The sequence below is a fragment of the Burkholderia sp. Ac-20345 genome (assembly GCF_017104825.1).
In the GTDB taxonomy this organism is placed as follows: Bacteria; Pseudomonadota; Gammaproteobacteria; order Burkholderiales; family Burkholderiaceae; genus Burkholderia; species Burkholderia lata_B.
The window spans coordinates 1-1,251 of record NZ_JAAGPO010000505.1 but is presented as its reverse complement, the minus strand read 5'-3'; the positions used below and the strand labels follow the sequence as shown (position 1 = coordinate 1,251).

The 1,251-nt window shown below is 71.1% G+C and carries 1 protein-coding gene; it reads left to right on the top strand.

Annotated features, from left to right (window positions below; genetic code table 11):
- On the top strand, positions 1 to 1,249 hold a 1,249-nt coding region (locus G3O06_RS48310), incomplete at its 5' end, for a heavy metal translocating P-type ATPase (RefSeq protein WP_241020630.1).
- Between the last annotated feature and the right edge of the window lie 2 nt (positions 1,250 to 1,251).

Here is a 1,251-nt window from a genome sequence, read left to right as displayed (position 1 = left end):
CGAAGCGATTCGCGAACGCAATCTCGTCATCGGGGCCGCCGTGCTGAGCGCACCGCTCGTCGCGCCGATGCTCGTCGCGCCGTTCGGCATCGACCTGATGCTGCCCGGCTGGCTCCAGCTCGTGCTCGCGTCGATCGTCCAGTTCGGCTTCGGCGCACGCTTCTATCGCGCAGCCTGGCATGCGGTGAAGGCGCGCACCGGCAACATGGACCTGCTCGTCGCGCTCGGCACGTCGGCCGCGTACGGGCTGAGCCTGTGGATGCTGCTGCGCGACCCCGCGCATCCCGGCCACCTGTATTTCGAGGCGTCGGCCGTCATCGTCACGCTGGTGCGCTTCGGCAAATGGCTCGAATCGCGCGCGAAGCGCCAGACCACCGACGCGATCCGCGCGCTGAACGCGCTGCGGCCCGACCGGGCGCGCGTCGTCGAGCACGGCGTCGAGCGTGACGTGCCGCTGGCGCAGGTGCGCGTCGGCACGCGCGTCAGCATCCGCCCCGGCGAACGCGTGCCGGTCGACGGCCGGATCGTGTCGGGCCGCTCGCACATCGACGAATCGCTGATCACCGGCGAAAGCCTGCCGGTGCCGAAGGACGACGGCGACCCCGTCACGGCCGGCTCGATCAACGGCGAAGGCGCGCTCGTCGTCGAAACCACCGCGATCGGCGCGGAGACGACGCTCGCGCGCATCATCCGCCTCGTCGAATCCGCACAGGCCGAGAAGGCGCCGATCCAGCGGCTCGTCGATCGCGTAAGCGAGGTGTTCGTGCCGGCGATCCTCGGCATCGCGTTGCTGACGCTGGTCGGCTGGCTGATCGCCGGCGCCGGGACGGAAACTGCCATCCTCAATGCGGTCGCGGTGCTCGTCATCGCGTGCCCGTGCGCGCTCGGCCTCGCGACGCCCGCCGCGATCATGGCCGGCACGGGCGTCGCGGCCCGTCACGGTGTGCTGATCAAGGATGCGCAGGCGCTCGAACTCGCGCAGCGCACGACCGTGATCGCGTTCGACAAGACCGGCACGCTGACCGAAGGCAAGCCGTCCGTGACGGCGTTCGAAGCGGTCGGTGTGGTGCATGACGAAGCGCTCGCGCTTGCGGCAGCGGTGCAGCGTCAGAGCGACCATCCGCTCGCGCGCGCCGTGGTCGCCGCGCACGACGCCGACGTGGCTGCACGCGGCAATGCGGTGCCGTCGGCCGTCGCGACCGAGGCGCGCGCGGCGATCGGAAGAGCGTGGGCGAGGGAAAGGGTGTGAGG